14 protein-coding genes are annotated in these 15,968 nt (G+C 73.8%); 4 read left to right on the top strand and 10 right to left on the bottom strand.

Translation table 11 applies throughout. The features are described from left to right. Window positions 1–90: 90 nt before the first annotated feature. Both H9641_RS09190 and H9641_RS09185 read left to right on the top strand, forming a co-directional pair. Window positions 91–825, top strand: a complete 735-nt coding sequence (locus H9641_RS09190; RefSeq protein WP_191803054.1) for an ArsR/SmtB family transcription factor — start codon at window positions 91–93, stop codon at window positions 823–825. Beyond that, the gene (locus H9641_RS09185) at window positions 822–2,075 is read left to right on the top strand and encodes an MFS transporter (protein ID WP_191803052.1); all 1,254 of its coding nucleotides are present in this window, start codon (window positions 822–824) and stop codon (window positions 2,073–2,075) included. The genes H9641_RS09190 and H9641_RS09185 overlap by 4 nt, the downstream gene beginning before the upstream one ends. Window positions 2,076–2,278: 203 nt before the next feature. Here H9641_RS09185 and H9641_RS09180 read toward each other — a convergent pair whose 3' ends face one another. Beyond that, on the bottom strand, window positions 2,279–3,325 hold the full coding sequence (locus H9641_RS09180) for a WxL protein peptidoglycan domain-containing protein (protein ID WP_191803050.1): 1,047 nt from the start codon (window positions 3,323–3,325) through the stop codon (window positions 2,279–2,281). A 5-nt stretch (window positions 3,326–3,330) separates the two neighbouring features. After that, a complete protein-coding gene (locus H9641_RS09175) occupies window positions 3,331–5,625 on the bottom strand; it encodes a choice-of-anchor I family protein (RefSeq protein WP_191803048.1) in 2,295 nt (764 codons plus the stop codon). Between the two features lie 304 nt (window positions 5,626–5,929). Here H9641_RS09175 and H9641_RS09170 point away from each other — a divergent pair, with 304 nt between their 5' ends. Together H9641_RS09170 and H9641_RS09165 are read left to right on the top strand one after the other, a co-directional pair. Beyond that, window positions 5,930–6,475 carry a hypothetical protein gene (locus tag H9641_RS09170; RefSeq protein ID WP_191803046.1) on the top strand — a complete coding sequence of 182 codons (546 nt, stop codon included), beginning with the start codon at window positions 5,930–5,932 and terminating at the stop codon, window positions 6,473–6,475. A 70-nt stretch (window positions 6,476–6,545) separates the two neighbouring features. Then, the gene (locus H9641_RS09165) at window positions 6,546–7,481 is read left to right on the top strand and encodes a phosphotransferase (RefSeq protein WP_191803044.1); all 936 of its coding nucleotides are present in this window, start codon (window positions 6,546–6,548) and stop codon (window positions 7,479–7,481) included. A 16-nt stretch (window positions 7,482–7,497) separates the two neighbouring features. Here H9641_RS09165 and H9641_RS09160 read toward each other — a convergent pair whose 3' ends face one another. From H9641_RS09160 to H9641_RS09125, 8 genes are all read right to left on the bottom strand, one after another. Further along, window positions 7,498–8,112: an energy-coupling factor transporter transmembrane component T family protein gene (locus tag H9641_RS09160; protein WP_191803042.1), complete on the bottom strand. Its 615-nt coding sequence runs from the start codon at window positions 8,110–8,112 to the stop codon at window positions 7,498–7,500. Then, window positions 8,109–8,801, bottom strand: a complete 693-nt coding sequence (locus tag H9641_RS09155) for an energy-coupling factor ABC transporter ATP-binding protein (protein ID WP_191803239.1) — start codon at window positions 8,799–8,801, stop codon at window positions 8,109–8,111. The genes H9641_RS09160 and H9641_RS09155 overlap by 4 nt, the downstream gene beginning before the upstream one ends. 65 nt (window positions 8,802–8,866) lie before the next feature. After that, window positions 8,867–10,054 (bottom strand): thiolase family protein, encoded by a 1,188-nt coding sequence (locus H9641_RS09150; protein ID WP_318244482.1) that lies wholly within the window; start codon window positions 10,052–10,054, stop codon window positions 8,867–8,869. Beyond that, window positions 10,051–11,484: an AMP-binding protein gene (locus H9641_RS09145; protein WP_191803040.1), complete on the bottom strand. Its 1,434-nt coding sequence runs from the start codon at window positions 11,482–11,484 to the stop codon at window positions 10,051–10,053. Before H9641_RS09145 ends, H9641_RS09150 begins: the two co-directional genes overlap by 4 nt. 18 nt (window positions 11,485–11,502) lie before the next feature. Next, complete coding sequence (locus tag H9641_RS09140) at window positions 11,503–12,246, bottom strand: biotin transporter BioY (protein WP_318244481.1); 744 nt, start codon at window positions 12,244–12,246, stop codon at window positions 11,503–11,505. A gap of 194 nt (window positions 12,247–12,440) precedes the next feature. Continuing rightward, window positions 12,441–12,962: a hypothetical protein gene (locus H9641_RS09135; RefSeq protein ID WP_191803038.1), complete on the bottom strand. Its 522-nt coding sequence runs from the start codon at window positions 12,960–12,962 to the stop codon at window positions 12,441–12,443. Window positions 12,963–13,152: 190 nt separating this feature from the next. Continuing rightward, the gene (locus H9641_RS09130; RefSeq protein WP_191803036.1) at window positions 13,153–14,922 is read right to left on the bottom strand and encodes an oleate hydratase; all 1,770 of its coding nucleotides are present in this window, start codon (window positions 14,920–14,922) and stop codon (window positions 13,153–13,155) included. An 80-nt stretch (window positions 14,923–15,002) separates the two neighbouring features. After that, window positions 15,003–15,710 (bottom strand): TetR/AcrR family transcriptional regulator, encoded by a 708-nt coding sequence (locus H9641_RS09125; RefSeq protein WP_318244480.1) that lies wholly within the window; start codon window positions 15,708–15,710, stop codon window positions 15,003–15,005. Between the last annotated feature and the right edge of the window lie 258 nt (window positions 15,711–15,968).

Below are 15,968 nucleotides of genomic sequence, written 5' to 3'. Positions count from 1 at the left end.
GTAGCGGACCTGGGAGGAGTGCCCGGAGCGCGCTCCTGCAACTCTAAAGAACTCTTGCGCAAGACTTCTTTAGAGTCGTAGGGTGGCGGCATGCCACCCAGCACCCCGCCCGACGACGTCGCCCACCCGCCCGCACAGGTCCCGGCCCCGGCGCAGCGCGACGAGGCCGTCACGACCTCCGACCCGGAGCGCATCCGGGCCCTGGCGCACCCCCTGCGCCTCGCAATCCTCGACCTGCTCGACGACGAGGGCCAGGCCACGGCCACGCGCTGCGCCGAGGTCACGGGGGAGTCGGTCGCGAGCTGCTCGTTCCACCTGCGCATGCTTGCCAAGTACGGGTTCGTCGAGCCCGCCGAGCGGGTCGGTCGCGAGAAGCCGTGGAAGCCCGTGGGCACCGGACGGACCAGCCGCTACGACCCCGAGCAGCCCGAGTCGCTGCGGGCCGCGGGCGAGCTCGCGCGGATCGTCGTCGACCAGGAGGCGGCGCGGGTCGCGCACTGGATCGACAGCGCGCCCCGCCAGCCCCACGAGTGGCTGCTCGCCTCGGTCATGACCAAGAGCTCGTTCTGGGCGACGCCCGAGGAGCTGACCGAGCTCTCGCGCGAGCTCCAGGCGATCACGGACCGCTTCGAAGGCCGCTGGACGCACCCCGAGCTGCGCCCCGAGGGATCGCGGTCCGCGCGGTTCTTCGGCGTCGTCAACGCGGACCCGTTCGACCCCGACGCGCCGACGGACGCCGGGAGCCCCGCGGCACGGACCCCGGGCGCGCCCGCGGACGGCCCGGTCACGGTCGAGCTGCCGACCGGCGAGGAGCCCCGCGCATGAGCACGACCACCGACGAGGAGACCCTGGTCAAGCAGGCGCTGCGCACCCGGCCCTTCCGCTTCCTCACGGTCGCGTGGGGATTCACGAACTTCGCGGACTCGGTCCTCGCGATCATCTTCGCGGTGTGGGTCAAGGACCTCACGGGCTCGAACGGCACCGCGGGCCTGGTCTTCGCGGCCCTGGGCCTCCCGGCGCTCGTCTCGCCGCTGCTCGGCCAGGTCGCCGACCGCGTCTCGCGCCGCCGCATGATGATCGTGGCCTACCTCGTCGGCGCGGTCTCGCTGCTCTCGTTGTTCGCCGTGCGCGGTCCTGGGCAGGTCTGGCTGATCTTCGTGGTCACGGTCCTGTACTCGGGGATCGGGTTCGCGACGGCCGCGGCCCAGTCGGGGCTCATCCGCGACCTCCTGCCCGACGAGGCCCTGGGGGCTGCCAACGGCCGGCTCACGACGATCGACCAGACGTTCCGCCTCGTCATGCCCGTCATGGGCGCTGGTGTGTACGTCGCGGTCGGGCCGCTGCCCCTCGTGGTCTCGGCCGTGGTCGCGTTCGTGGTCGCGGCGTTCTTCGTGTCCCGGATCGTGCTCGTGGAGACCCCGCCGACGCCGCAGGACGAGCGCGAGCCGTTCCTCGCCGAGGTCACGGCGGGGTTCCGGCACCTGTTCCGCACCACCCCGCTCGGCGTCCTGACGGTGGCCCTCGCGGTCGGGTTCGGGGCCGTGGGTGTGCTCAACGCGGTGAGCTTCGCGATCATCGAGAGCGGCCTGGGGCTGGGGCCGGAGATGCTCGGCCCCATCTCGAGCGTCCAGGGCGTCACGGCGATCGTCGCGGGTCTCACGGCCGCGCGCATGATCAAGCGGATCGGGTCGCAGCGACTGGTCGCGCTCGCGCTCGGGATCGTGACGCTCGGCATCCTGCCCGCGCTGGGCACGAACCTCGTGGCGATCGTCGTGGGCATGGGCGCGATCGGCCTGGGGGTCACGTGGGCGATCGTCGGGTTCGTCACCGAGCGCCAGCTGAAGACGCCGGCCACGCTCCAGGGGCGCACGTCGGCAGCGACGAACATGCTGCTCAACGTCCCGCAGCTCGTCATGACCGTGGTCGCTGCGGCCGTCGTCGGGGTCGTCGACTACCGCCTGCTGGTCGGGCTGACCGCGGCCGGGCTCGCCGTCTCGATGCTGCTCTCGCTCAAGGGGTCGCGTGCGTCGGCGGCCGAGGAGGCTGCGGTGGCCGGGGCGACGGCTGAGGGCTGAGCGTTGGCGGTAGGGGGGCCGGCGACCGAGGGGTGAGGACCGCGAGCCGGCCGCCGCAACGACCTGCCACGGATGTGTTGTCAGAAGTGGGCCGGGGGATACCTCGGCCCACTTCTGACAACCGGGGCGCCCGGTGTCGGTCCGGTGTCCGTCCGGGGCCGTGCGTGGCTGCCGGTGGCGGTCCGGGGCGGTGCGTGGCGCGGTCAGGCGGCCGCGAGCGCGTCCTGGACCGCAGCCTCGAAGCGCACGCGTGCCCGACGGCGCAGCGTCCGCCACGCGAGCACCGCACCCACGAGGAGGGTCGCCACCGCGAGCACCGACCACGGGACCGCCCACAGGTGAGCCTCGCCCGTGGCGGGGTCGAGGGCGTGGGAGGTGGCGTCGTCGGGCAGGGTGGTGGTCGCCGTCGTGGCGACCACGGGCGCGAGCGCGACCGCCGCCGACAGGCGCCCGAGCGGCGCCACCCCCGTCGCGGTGCCCGTGAGGGTGATCGCGTCGCCCGGCAGGAGCTCGGGGAGGTCGCCCAGCGGGACCGAGACGGCCCCGACACCCATGGGGCCGGCGACCGTCGCCGCGAGCGGGCCCGTGAGGCGCACGTTGCCCGTGTTGGTCACCGTGAACGTGAGGTGCGCGTCACCCGTGCCGGCGGGGTTCCACGACCCGGCGTAGTCGGCGTCGACGTCCGTGACGGTCGCGGACGGGGCGAGGTCGCCCGCGACGCGGACCAGGACACGCGTGCCGAGGCGCCGGTCGACCGCGACCCCACCCGCTCCCGCGCCCGTCACGAGAGAGGTCACGACCGCAGCCGTGTGGTCGCCGGGCGTGGCGTCGGTCGGGACCGTGAGGGTGAAGGGGACCGTCGCGCGCTCACCGGGGGCGACCGCGACCTGCGGGACGTCGGTCGAGATCCAGGCGCCCAGGTCCTCGGACGGTGTGCCGGCGGGCAGGACGTCGAGCGCTCCAGTAGGTGAGGTGAAGGCGTCCGCGGCGTAGACCGCGAGGTCGAGCGGGACCTCGCCGTGGTTGGTCACGACGAGCTGGTCCGTGAGGGTCGCGCCGGGTTCCAGGGCGAAGTCGAAGGTCGGGGCCGAGGCAGGGGCGACGCCCCAGGTCACCGGCAGAGCGACGGGCTGGTCCGCGGCCCCGGCCGGGGCGGCGGACAGCAGCGCTGCCACCGCCCCGACCAGGAGCGCCGTCGCGACGCGGGACCGGGTGGACCGGGTGCCACCGTTCACGTGGCGACGGGTCATGTCGGTCAGCCGATCGCGGTGAGGGTCAGCGTGGCCGTGTAGGTACCGGCGGCCGCGTCGACCGGGAGGCGCAGGTCGAGGTCGGCGCCGAGGACCGCGCTGCCCAGCTCGTGCCCCGCCGCTGCGGATCCGAGCAGGGCGGAGTCGGCCAGGCCGTTCCCGCTCACCAGGCCCGACGCCACCGGTGCGCCCGCGAGCGTCCCGCCGCCGGCCGTGACCAGGGCGGGCGTCCAGCCGAGGTGCTTGCCGGGGAGGGTGCGCGCCCCGGCGGTCGTGGTGAAGTCCCCGACCTGCGCCGAGACGGACCAGGCGGGGGCCGTCGCTCGGGTGTCCGTCACCGTCACGGCGCCCAGGCGTCCGGCCGCCGCGAGGTGGTCGCCCGCGAGCCGGGCCGTGCCGAGGTCGACCACGCGCGCGCCGCCGTCGACCGTCCAGACGAACTCGCCCGGCTCGACGGGAGCGGCCGGGATGGTGACCGTCAGGTCGATCTGGCCGTCGCCGGGCTCGGCCCCCGGGACGACGACGTCGTAGAACGTCGTGGTGCCCGAGACCTCGTTCCCGACCGCGAGGAGCGGCGAGCCCGTGGGCGAGTCGCTCGCCGGGACGAACGTGAGGCCCTCAGGTCCCAGGTCGCCGGCCTCGGCGAGCTTCTCGGGCGTCGCCTCGGCGCTCACCGAGAAGTTGCGGTTGTTGACGTAGGAGACGTAGGTCGCGTGCGCGGGGTCGGTCACGTCGAAGACCGCGATCCCGCCCACGCGCTCGAAGCCGATGAACGCGTAGGTGCGCCCGCCGACCTCACCCAGCGTGAGCCCCTCGGGCTCGGGGCCCTTGTCGTCGCTGCGCCCGTCGAACCCGGACCCGGTGTGGTTCGAGTTGAAGAAGTCGGGCTCGACCGAGGCGACGAGCTGCTCGAACGCGTCGCCCGAGTCGAAGACCTGTCGGCCGTCGGTCGACCAGATCGAGAACGACCGCGACCCGTAGGAGTACAGCTCCTCGTAGCACGAGCCGTCGGCGCGCAGGCCGCTCGCGGTGCTGATGTTGAGGCGGCCCAGGTGGGCGTCGGCCGTGAGCTCGGCGAGCGTCGCGGGGTTGCCCGGCGCGCCGACGAACGACGAGAACGCGTCGGCGCACAGGCCGGGCACGCCCTTCTTGCCGAGGTCCTTGACGCGCGCGACCTCGGACCAGCCCTTCCAGTCGCGCGAGTCGCCCTCGTTCGCGGTCACGAGGTAGGTCGCGCCGCCCGCCTGGTAGGAGGCGATCGTGTCGGGCTCGTAGAGGCCCTTGACGGGCCAGGAGCGGATGGTGATCTTCCCGTCCTTGTCGGACGCGTCGAGGCCCTTGCCGGCTGCCAGGTGGTCCTGCGTCCCGAGCGGCAGCAGGTCGGTCACGGTCGCGCTCGCGACGTCGACGACCGCGAGCGCGTTCGCCTCCTGCACGCTCGCGTAGGCGACCGTGCCGGTCGCGTCCCACGCGATGTACTCGGGCTCGAGGCTCTCCGAGACGGGACGCTCGGGGACGCCCGTGCCCGCGGCCTCCCGGCCGCCGAACACCCGGACGCCCGCGGGCAGCGTCCTGGGTCCACCCGCCTCGAACGCGTGGAACGTCGCGGTGCGGACGTCGCTCTGGGCGGCGCTCGCGAGGCCCGCGGGTGCTGTGACGATCGAGATCGAGCCCTCGGGGTCGATGCTGTAGTCGTCTGCGGGCTCGCCCTCGTTGGCGACCGCGATGCGCGTGCCGTCGGGCGAGAACGTGACCATGTCGGGCAGCGCGCCCACGCGCACGGCGCCGAGGACCGCTGCTGCGGGCGCGGTGCCCGGGGTGGTCACGGGGGCGGCGGCGTCGAAGAAGACGACCCAGCCCTCGTCGGTCTTGGTGCTGGACTCGACCGCGGCGACGGCGAGACCGTCGGGACGGATCGCGACGGAGTTCACGACGGCGTCGGTCGCCACGACCGAGCCGTCCGCGGAGGGCGTGCCGCCGACCGCGAGCTCGAACAGGCGGGTCGGGGCCGTGGGGTCCTGGGCCTCGAGGACGTCGACCTTCCCGGACTGGGCGTTGACGACGAACAGGCGCTTCGAGGCCGCGTGGAACGCGACGATCTCCGCTGCGGACTCGTCGAGCTGGCCCGTGGAGTACGTGCCGAGCGGCGAGAGGGTGACGGCAGGGGGGACGGACGGGTCGGGGGCGGCGACGGCGGTGCCGACGACCCCGAACGTCCCGGCGGCGACGGCGACCGTGAGGCCGGCGGCCACGATCCCGGCCGCCTTCCCGTGCCGGCGGGACTGGTGAACCACGCGCATTCCGTGCTCCTCGTTCCGATGGCCCCGCAGGGTGCAGGGCAGACGCTCGGAACCTAGGCGCGGCGGGTGTCCGGTCGGTGAACGGTGCCCGACGCGGTGGGGGCCGACGGGTGACCAGTGGGGCGGACGGGACGAACCGGGCGCCGCACCGCCTAGGGGATGACCCTGGGACACCTGCCCCCGGCCTGCACCGAGGGGTGGAGCCGGTCGGCAGGAGAGTCCGGCGAGCGGTGCAGCCACGAGCCCGCAGGACCCGACCAGGACCCGACGCGGTGCCCCGGGACGCGTCCGTAGCGTCAATGCCATGACCACGAACACCACGTCCCCGTCCATGTCCCGCCGCCCCCGCACGCTCCTCGTCGTCGCCCTCGGAGGCCTCGCGGCCCTCACGCTCAGCGCGTGCGGCTCGATCGCCGAGGGGCTCGAGGAACGCGACGCCGGCCACACCAAGACCTTCGCGTTCGAGACCGGCAAGGAGGGCAAGGACGAGAAGGTCGTCCCGACCTGGGTGCCCGACGACGCCGCGAAGGTCCGGGGGATCTTCCGCACCACGGGCGACGAGCGCCTGGTGACGTTCCAGGGGTCGCTCGACGGCCTGCCTGCCGACTGCACGGCCGTCTCGGCCGACGACCCGCTGGTCGCCAGGCCCGAGCGCGGCGACCTGGTGGCCGACGACTACCGCACCGACTCCACCCTGCTCGCGAGCTGGTGGCCGGAGGACCAGGAGGCCAGGAGCACCGTGATGTGCGGCAAGTGGTGGATCTCGGCGGAGGGCGAGGCCGTCTACGCGTTCACGCCCGAGATGACGAGGGTCGAGATCGAGAAGCAGCCGACGCCCGCGGGCACGTAGGCGGCGCGCTCCGCAGACTCGCGGGCGCGCGCTGTCCGTGCACGCCGCGCCCGCGCACTAGTCTCGCCGGGTGGACTCGACGCGGCGCACGACCTGGCAGGAGCTCGCACCGCAGGTGCGCACGGACGTCGAGGAGATCCTGGGCGGGCCGGTGGTCTTCGCCGCGAGCCAGGTCCAGGGCTACTCTCCAGGCAGTGCCGACCGTGTGCGCACCGCCTCGGGTGCTCGCGCCTTCGTCAAGGCCGTGAGCCGTTCGCGCAACGCCGACGCGTACGACATCCATCGCCGCGAGCTCGACGTGCTGCGCCGCCTGCCCGGCGCGGCCCCCGCGCCCCGGCTCCTGGGGGCGCACCAGAGCGACGAGTGGGTCGCGCTCGTCGTCGAGGACGTCGAGGGGCGCCACCCCGACCTGCCGCCCGAGCGCCGCGAGCTCATCGCGGTGCTCGGCGCGCTGCTCGAGCTCCCCGTGGTCCGCGACGGGTCCGGCGTCTCACCGTTCCCTGACGCGACGACCGAGCTCGCTCCCACGTTCGCGGGCTGGTCCCGGCTGCGCGCCGACGGTCACCTGGTGGGTCTTCCTGCCTGGGCGGTCGAGCACCTCGACGAGCTCGAGGCGCTCGCGGCGACGGCCGCGCAGGCCGCGCACGGCGACCGCCTCGTCCACCTCGACCTCCGCTTCGACAACGTGCTGGTCGACCAGTCCTCGCGCGTGTGGGTCGTCGACTGGCCGTGGGCCGCCACGGGTGCTCGCTGGATCGACGCCCTGACCCTGCTGCTCGACGCGCGCGTCAACGACAGCACGGTCGACGTCGACGCGATCGCGTCGTCGCACCCGCTCTTCCGCGGGGCCACGCGCGAGCACGTCGACGCCTTCCTCGCAGGGCTCGCGGGTTACTTCTTCGACGCCGCGCGGCACCCCGCACCGCAGAACATGCCGACCCTGCGCGCGTTCCAGCGACGTCAGGGGTTCGTCGCGATCGACTGGTTGGCGCGGCGCCGGGCCTGAGGCGGCGACGACGACCTCAGTCGTCGAACCCGCGCGCCCGCAGGGCCTCACCCAGGGCGTCGGCCTGGCGCATCGCGCCCACGACGAGCGGCACGGCGAACGCCCTGACGTCGCGCTCGTGCCCACGCGCCCGCTGCGCGTCGCGGACCCGTCCCGCGAGGTCCGCGATCACGGGCACGCTGCGCAGAGCGAGGGCGAGCACGAGCGCGATGCGCTCGACGTCCACGCCCACGCGCCCCAGGGGTGCGAGCCCGCGCTCGATCGCCCCGAGCAGGTCGGCGACCCGCGTGGTGCACGTGACGAGTCCCGCGAGCGCCACGAGGACCACGAGCCGCGTGCTGAGCACGGCTGCGGACGTGAGGTCCATGAGCCACCACTGGAGCGCGAAGAGCACGGGCACGAACACGCGCAGGGGGCGCACCTGCCCCCATGCGGCGCGACCGCCGACGCCTGCGAGAGCGTAGAGGCTCGCGACCACGAGTGCAGCGAGCACGACGCCCAGGGGGGAGCGGACCAGCAGCAGGGCGAGCGAGCAGAGCATGAGCGCGGCGAGCTTGGGTCCGGCGGGCGCGCGGTGCAGCAGCGAGCGCCCGACGACGTAGGCCCCGGCTGCTGCGCTCGTCCCGCTCACGGCCGCTCGTCCAGGAGCCGGCGGTAGTACGCGATCGCCGGCGCGGGTTCGTCGTCGGCCACGACCTGGCCCTCGTCGACCACGAGGACGCGGTCGTAGCCCGCCATGAGGTCGAGGTCGTGCGAGACGAGCACGACCTGCTGCGGGATCTCGGCCAGCAGCGCCGCGACGCGGCGCGTGTTGCGCAGGTCGAGCAGGGTCGTGGGCTCGTCGGCCACCACGAGGCGCGGACCGCTGACGAGCACCGACGTGAGCGCGAGGAGCTGCTTCTGGCCGCCCGAGAGCAGGTGCGCGGGGTGGTCGGCGTGCCTGTCGAGGCCGTGGCGCGCGAGCCAGTCGGCGACGAGCCGGTCGCGCGCGGCACGGTCGTGCTCGCTGCGGCGCAGCGAGTAGGCGACGTCCTCGGCAACGGTCGGCATGACGATCTGGGCGTCGGGGTCGGAGAACACGAAGCCCACGCGCCGGCGGACCTGGGCACCTGAGCGGCGGGTGTCCAGGCCGTCGACGCGGACGGTCCCGCGCGTGGGCAGGACGAGCCCGTCGAGCAGCCGGGCCAGGGTGCTCTTGCCCGAGCCGTTGGCCCCCACGATCCCGATGCGCCGCTCGTGCAGCTCCGCGGTGATCCCGCGCAGGACGTCGCGCTCGCCCAGGCGCACGTGCACGTCCTCGAGCCCGACGACGCAGCCCACCTCGGGCGGCTCGGTCGCATGGCGCGGTGCTTCTGTCGCAGCCGCTCTCCGCGCGCTCGTCCCTCTCACCGGACCACCTCGAACAGCCCGGCCACGCCCAGGCCCCCGCCCACCGCTGCGGCCGCGAGCCCGAGCGAACCCGCCGGAGCGCCCGAGCGCACGAGGCGGCTGAACAGCCGCACGACCGACACCGCTCCGCTCGCGCCCCACGGGTGACCCAGGGCCAGGGCGCCGCCGTCCGCGCAGAGGCGTGCGTCGTCGTCGGGCAGGGAGAACGCTCCCGTGAACGCCAGGACCTGCGCCGCGAAGGCCTCGACGAGCTCGAGAGCCGCGAGGTCGTCGGTGCTGCGGCCCGTGCGTTCCAGCAGCTCGCGCACCGCCGGGACCGGGCCCCACCCGGGCAGGCGCGGGTCACAGCCGCGCGTCAGGCCGCCCACGAGCCGCAGGCCCGGCACGCCCAGCCGTGCCCGGACCCGCTCGGGGACGACCGCGACCGCGGCGGCCCCGTCGCTGACCGGGCTCGCGTTGCCCGCTGTCCCGTCGCCGCCCGGCGTGAAGGCGGACGGGAGGCGCGCGAGCAGCGCGGGGTCGAGCCTGCGGGCGCGCTCGTCACGGGCGAGGCCATCCACCGGGACGACCTCCGCGCCGAAGCGGCCCGCCGCGTGCGCCGCGAGGGCGCGGGCGTGCGAACGGGCGGCGTAGGCGTCCTGGCGCTCGCGGTCGATGCCGTGCTCGCGAGCGAGGGTGTCTGCCGCGGCGCCCATGTCGGGGTCGCCGAGCGCGGAGGGTGTGAAGGGGGCGCGGTCGTAGGGGACCGGCTGGGCACCCGACCCGCGGGGCGGGCGGTGGGCGCGCAGCGGGGCGGTCGAGGCGCTCTCCACACCACCGGCCAGCACCAGGTCGCCGTCGCCGGCGCGGACACCCTGGGCCGCGAGCAGGACCGCGGCCAGCCCGCTGCCGCACTGCCGGTCGATCGTGAGGCCGGGGACGCGCTCGGACAGCGGTCCTGCCGGGTCGCGCAGGGCGGCGGCGAGGACCGCGACGCGCGCGAGGTTCCCGCCAGGTCCCGTGCAGTTCCCGAGCACGACGTCCTCGACGCCCAGGCCGTGGCCTGCCGGGAGGTCGGCGAGCACCGCTCCGAGGACGGGGGCGGCGAGGTCGGTCGCCGACAGGTCTGCGTGCCCGTGCCCCGCCGTGCCGATCCAGGTACGCCGCGCGGCGACGATCACGGGGGAGTCGGGGGAGGCGCTCACCGCAGCGCCTCGTACGCGGGGCCGCCGGACAGGAGAGCCTCGCTGATCGCGCCGCGCGCCGCCTTGCCCGACGGCGTCCGCGGCAGCTCGCGCACGCCGTACCAGCGGCGCGGTCGCTGGGCGGCCGAGAGCGAGGCGCGGGCGACCCGTTCGAGGTGGGCGCGGAGGCCCGGGCGGTCGGCGCACTGCACCACGGCCGTCACGACCGCGCCCAGGCGCCGGTGCGGGGTGCCGACGACCACGACGTCCTCGACGCCCGGGATCGCGCGCAGGACGACCTCGACGTCCTCGGGGACCACGGTCGCGCCGCCCGTGAGGATCGCGCCGTCGCCGCGCCCGCGCAGGACCAGGGGAGCGTCCTCGTCCCCGGGGGCGGGCAGCTCCGCGAGGTCGCCCACGGTCGACCACTCGCCCTCGCGGCGGAACGGGCCGGTCGCGCGGGCGAGGTACCCCTGCGCGACCCAGGGTGACCGCACCCAGACCTCGCCCAGCGTCGCACCGGGCAGCTCGCGCACCTCGACCTCGACGCCCGGGAACGGGTGCAGACCCGTGCCGTCGGTGTCGATCGCCACGAACGACAGCTCGACGGCCCCGTAGTAGGTCACGACGGCGACCCCGGCGCGCGCCGCGCGCTCGCGCACGTCCGTGGGCAGCGAGGCACCGCCGACCACGGCGGTCCGCAGACGGCTCGGGGCCCCCGCCTCGATCGCGTCGAGGATCGGTTCGAGCGCCGAAGGGACGAGGTGCACGACGTCGGAGGTCGCCAGGGCCGTCGTGATCGCAGCGTCCCCCTTGGCGAGCTGGACGCACGCCCCGGTCGCGAGCGCGTGCACGGCCGCGAAGCAGTAGAGCGAGGACGCGAGCGGGCCGGGCACCAGCACGGTGTCCTCGGGCTTGGTGCCCGTGAGGCGGGCCGCCGCCTCGAACGACCCGACCCACGAGCCGCGCGTGCGGACCACGGCGCGCGGGCGACCCGTGCTGCCCGACGAGAAGCCGGCCCACGCGAGGTCCGCAGCCGAGGGCTCGAGGGGAGCGACGTCGTCGGGCAGGGTGCTCGTGACCGGGCCGCTGAGCGGGGCGAGCGCGTCCGTGGCGCTGCCGCGCGGGAGCGGGACCTCGACGAAGCCCGCCGGGGCGATGGTCCGCAGGACCTCGGCGCGCTGGGCCCGCGACCACGAGTGGTCGCAGACCAGGGGAGTGGCTCCCGCGAGGTCGACCGCGAGGAGGGCCGTGAGGAGGTCGACCGGGTCGGGCAGCGAGATCGCGACGACATCGCCCATGACCGTCCCGGTCGCCCGCAGGAACTCCGCGCCCGCCACGACGTCCGCGGCGAGGGCTCGGTAGGTGCGGGAGCGTTCCGGTGAGCGCAGCGCGCAGCGACCCCCTGCGGAGCTGCGGGCGTGCGCGATGACGGTGCGGGCGACGGGCATGAGGGGATCGTAGGTCGATCAGGCCGCGGGGCTCGCGGCGGACCGCTGCTCGGTGGAGCGTCGGGGGCTCTGGGGGCGGCGCAGCGGCGAGGCCGCAGGGTAGGCGCGGACCACGCCGACCGTGACCGAGGCCGCGATCACGGCCTTGAGGAGGTCGCCCGGGAGGTACATGAGCGACCCGGTCGCGACGGTCTGGAGCGGGAAGCCCGTGACGAGCGCCTGGAGCGGGATGCCCAGGGCGTACATGACGAGCATGCCGCCCACGACGCTCGCGACCAGGACCCGCCAGAACGTCAGGGTGCGGAAGCGCTCGACGATCAGGCCGACGACCGCAGCGCCCGCCACGAACCCGATCAGGTAGCCGACCGACGGGCCCACGAAGACCGCGGGGCCGCCGCGGCCGCCCGACAGGAGCGGGAGGCCCGCCGCGACCAGGGCGAGGAAGGTGAGCATCGCGAGCGCACCGCGCCACGCGCCGAGGAGGGCGCCGGCGAGCATGACGCCCAGGGTCTGGAGCGTGATCGGGACCGCGTTGCCGAACAGGGCCAGCGAGCCGGGCATGCCGAGGACCGCGGTCAGTGCGGCAAAGGTCGCGATGCGGGCTGCGTCGGCGGCGGTGATGCGCCAGCGGGAGGTCGCGGAGGTCTCGGAACCCGCACTGCGGGGTGCCGGCTCGTGCGACACCGGTGCGTCGGGGTGCTCGCTCGCGGGGACGTCAGCGGGCAGTTCTGCGGGCAGGTCGGTGCGCACTGCGCGGGCCACGGGGTCTCCTCGGGAAGGGCGTGAGGTGCCGGGTGGCACGTGTCCACTCTTGTCGGGGACAGGGGGCCGGTGCGTCGGCGCCACGAATCAGGGAGAGCAGCGTGCGTTGGCGGAAGTCGACAACCGGTTGGAGGAAACCTCCAACCGGGGCCTTGCGTGGGGGTCCCGGCTTGAGGAATCGTCCCGGCGCGGGTCTAGGGGCGGAGGTGGCGACGCCCCGCGACCTGCTGGTCGAACAGCGCGACCGCCGCACCGACCCGCTTGCGCAGGTAGCGCTCCTCGGTCACGGTCCAACGGGGCGAGCGGTCGTCCTGCCCGACGAGCCACGGGATGCACGCCACGGTGAGCTTGTCGTGACAGGCATCCGCGACGCGCCCACGGTCTCCCCAGGGTGTCCTGGTGCTGCGCGCCATGTCGCCTGCCAGGTTCCACGCGTTCAGAGCCGCCGCCGCATCGAGGGCTCGTCGGCGAGCCAGCCACTCGAGGACCGGAGTCAGGTCCATCCGCGTCGCCTCGTCGTGAGCCACGTCCCAGCCCTCGACGGCCGCCGCGGCGAAGCAGGCCTCGGGGCTCGTCCACGTGAGCACCCTGCCGCTGCGCGTCGCGACGACGTCGCCGCCGTCGGCACCCTCACCCCACCACAGGGTCGTGGACCTGTCGTTGCGCACCACCTCGAGAACGTAGCCGGACAGAGGGCCGGCTGATGCTGTGCTCATACCGGCATCCTGCCCCCTCGAGGGGGCAGGATGCGCTCGTCGATGTGCGTGGTCGTCCGGACGCACCCCGTTCCCGGTAGGGACGGCCCAGGGGGTGGGGTGTGTCGTTCGCGCAGCCACCACGATTGTTGCGACGACGCGAACAACGCACCCCACCCCCGGGGAGCCGGACGCGGTGCGACGACCCGCCCTACTTCTTCTCGTGCAGCAGCCCGAACTCGCTGAGCAGCTCTCCGATCTCGGTCGCGTCGATCCTGCGCAGCAGGCGGTTGCGCAGGATGCCGGGGCCGGGGATGTGCAGCTCCTCGCCGTCGCGCAGGCGCGTGGTCGCGGCGAGCAGCTTGCGCACGTCGTAGGTCGAGTTGAAGACCTCGGGCACGCCCCGCTCGATCCCGAGGAGCTGGTAGGCCGCCTCCATGCCGGTGCGCACCGAGTACTCGGTCGTGAAGATCGTGTCGCGCGTGGTCTCGGCGAACTGGCCGATGAACGCGAAGTTCACGGCCCCCTCGGGGACGACGTCGGGGCGGTCGCCTGCCCGGCGGGGCAGGAAGAACGAGGTCACGTACGGCATCATGACGGGCACCGTCATGGCACCCGTCGCCGCGAGCTCGGGGATCTCCTCGACGGGAACGCCCAGGTGGTAGAGCCACTCCTGCGTGATCTCCTCGCCCGTGCACTCCTGCATGGGCTTCTTGACGAAGTCCCCGGGGGTGTCGACGAACAGCGAGTAGACCCAGGCAACGATCTGGTCCTCGGGCTGCTGCTTGAAGTGCGGCTGCCGGTTGACCGTCCAGCTCATGAGCCAGGCCGAGTCGCGCACGGTCACGATCCCACCCGTCACGACGCCGCCGCTGAACGGGTCGCGCTTGGCGATCTTCTGGATGTACTCCGGGATGCGGGCGTCGAGCGTGGTGACGGTGGCCGACTCCCACTTGCTCTCGGGGATGTTGGTGCAGAACACCTCGGGGCGCCCGAACGACGGGTCGCGCCGGGCGATGTTCTTCCACAGGTCCCAGGCCGGGGCCGGGCCCTCGTCGAGCTTCGCGGCGGTGTGGTGGTCACCGTCGTCGGAGTTCTCGGTGAGCGAGCCGATCGTGGTGAGCACCAGGTCGTCCTCGCCCAGGTCGACGCCGCCCTCCTCGCCGTCCTTGATCCAGTGGATCCGCGTCGCGAGCTTGCGCTCGGGCGTGATGTCGAAGTCGATGTCCGTGACCTCGGTCTGGAAGTGGAACGTCACGCCCTGGTCGATGAGCCAGCGGGTGAGCGGCAGCACGAGCGACTCGTACTGGTTGTACTTGGTGAACTTCAGGGCGCTGAAGTCGGGCAGGCCGCCGACGTGGTGCACGAACCGGTGCAGGTACAGCTTCATCTCCAGGGCGCTGTGCCACTCCTCGAACGCGAACATGGTGCGCCAGTAGAGCCAGAAGTTGCTCGCGAGGAAGTCCTTGCCCAGGACCTCGTTGATCCGCTTGCCCTCCATCTCCTCGCGGGTCGCGAGGAAGAGCTTGACGAGGTCCTTCTGGGCCTTGTCGTTGAGCGTGAAGAGGCCGTCGGTGTGCGCGTCCTGCCCCTGCTTCTCGGTCACGCGCTGCAGGGAGAAGTTCGGGTCGTCCTTGTTGAGCCAGTAGAACTCGTCGAGGACCGACGCCCCGTCGATCTCGATCGACGGCACCGACCGGAAGAGGTCCCACAGACATTCCATGTGGTCCTCCATCTCGCGTCCGCCGCGCACGACGAATCCCTTCTTGGGCTCCCGGATGCCGTCGAGGGCGCCGCCCGGCAGCTTGAGGCGTTCGAGGATCGTGATCTGGCTCCCGGGGACCTGCCCGTCACGGATCATGAAGGCTGCCCCGGACAGGGACGCGAGGCCGGCGCCGACGAACCAGGCCGACTTCCTCTCCGCTCCCTCGGGCTTGCGCGGTCGCGCGAACGCCTCGTAGTTGCCGCTGCTGTAGAACATGTGCCATTCCCTTCATCGACGGATCTTCTGAAGTGGGTGCAGCACGGGCCGCGGCGGGATCTCCGCCCTCGGCCCGGACGTCAGGGGGCGGGGGCGACGGTCGCGAGGAACCCGCGGACGATCTGGCGCACCTGCGCGTCGAGCTCGACCGAGGCGTCTCGGCTCGCGTGCGCGCCGGTCGAGGCCTGGGCGAGCAGCAGGTGGAGCACCGCGAAGACGCTGCGGGCCACCCGGGAGGCGTCCTGCCCGACGGCGTCGGGTACCTCCACCGCTGGGCCGGGAGCGGTGCCCGGCGCACCGAGGGCGGGGCTCGCCGCCGCGACCAGCCGCTCGGCGATCCGCGCCTCGAGGCCTTCGACGAGGGCCAGTCCCTCGATCCGGTACTTCTCCTCGGGGGAGCCGAACAACAGCTCGCGCTGGTAGGCCGCCGCGTTCTGCGCGTGCTTCGAGCTCTCGACGAGGATCGGTGCGACGAGCGCGACCACGGCGTCGGGCGGATCGTCGATCCCGGCCGACGCTCTCTCGCCGGCCGCGACAGCCTCGCGGAGGTGCTCGTTGTAGACCATGAGCAGCAGCTCGCCCTTGGACGCCGCGTACCGGAACAGGGTCCCGACCGCGACGTCGGCACGCTCGGAGATCTCCTGGGTCACGACGTGCTGGAAGTCGCGCTGGTCGAACAGCGTCGAGGCCGCCTCGAAGATGCGCTTCTCCTTCTCGCGCATCGCACGCTGGCGGCGCCCGGTCGGGGGAGTCGTGCGGAGCTCGTTCGCTGCTGCCGTGGCGATCACGACACCACCTCCTGGTGAGTGTGCTCATTTTTGAGCGTACTCCGCGAGGAGGGGCGTGCAACCGGGGAACGAGCCGTCCCCCCACGCGTCAGGACGGGGCGATCTCCTGACGGTCCGCGGCTCGACCGGTGCCCGGGGACAGGTGTGTTGTTCGCGCAGCCACCACCATTGTGGTGGCTGCGCGGACGACACCCCCCGATCTCAGACCTCGCCGGAGGGCGCGCCCGACGGGGGCCTCGCGCCGCCCGCCGTCACACC

The sequence above is a fragment of the Oerskovia merdavium genome, from assembly GCF_014836755.1.
Lineage (GTDB): Bacteria > Actinomycetota > Actinomycetes > Actinomycetales > Cellulomonadaceae > Oerskovia > Oerskovia merdavium.
Note: the sequence above shows the minus strand (reverse complement) of the source record. Positions and strands in the feature narration are given on the sequence as shown.